This is a genomic window from Xanthobacter autotrophicus ATCC 700552, from assembly GCF_043194565.1.
Taxonomy (GTDB): domain Bacteria; phylum Pseudomonadota; class Alphaproteobacteria; order Rhizobiales; family Xanthobacteraceae; genus Xanthobacter; species Xanthobacter autotrophicus_F.
In genome coordinates this window covers 1-653 of the sequence record NZ_JBAFVS010000074.1, presented here as the reverse complement: position 1 = coordinate 653, position 653 = coordinate 1, and the positions used below count along the sequence as shown (strand labels likewise).

The following is a 653-nucleotide window of genomic DNA, read 5'->3' as shown; positions in this document are numbered from 1 at the left end:
GCGGCGCGCAGGTACGAGCCGAGCTTGGTGCGCTCGATGATGAACCAGGTGGCGAGGCACACCACGAGGGAGGCCACCACCACGAAGGCGCGGTAGTTGGGCAGGAACATGAAGCCGAGGTTGGTGCCGCCCGGCAGGGGGTTGTTGTAGGGCAGGCCGGAGGAGCCGTACTGCCGGCGGAACAGGCCCTCGATGATGAGGGCGAGGCCGAAGGTGAGCAGCATGCCGTAGAGGTGGTCGAGATGGTAGAGGCGGCGCAGCAAGGTGCGCTCCATCACCATGCCGATGAGCGCCACCATCACCGGCGCCACGACGAGCGCCCCCCAGAAGGGCACGCCCAGATAGTTGAGCAGCATCCAGGCCCCGAAGGCGCCCATCATATACTGCGCGCCGTGGGTGAAGTTGATCACGTTGAGCAGGCCGAAGATCACCGCCAGCCCAAGGCTCAGCATGGCGTAGAAGGACCCGTTGATGAGCCCGAGCAGCAACTGCCCGAACAGGGCCTGAGGAGGTATTCCAAGAAGTTCGATCATGACTTGCCCTCAGACGCCGAGGAAGGCTTCGAGACGCGCGGCGTTCTCAGCGATCTTGTCGTTCTCCACCATGTCCACCACCCGGCCGTGCTCCACCACGTAGTGGCGGTCGGCGACGGT

General features: G+C 64.8%; 1 protein-coding gene. It reads right to left on the bottom strand.

Features of this window, described 5'->3' with window-relative positions; translation table 11 throughout:
• Nucleotides 1-533, bottom strand: a 533-nt coding sequence (locus tag V5F48_RS24960; RefSeq protein WP_394260645.1) for a branched-chain amino acid ABC transporter permease, incomplete at its 3' end; no start/stop codon positions are given.
• Between the last annotated feature and the right edge of the window lie 120 nt (nucleotides 534-653).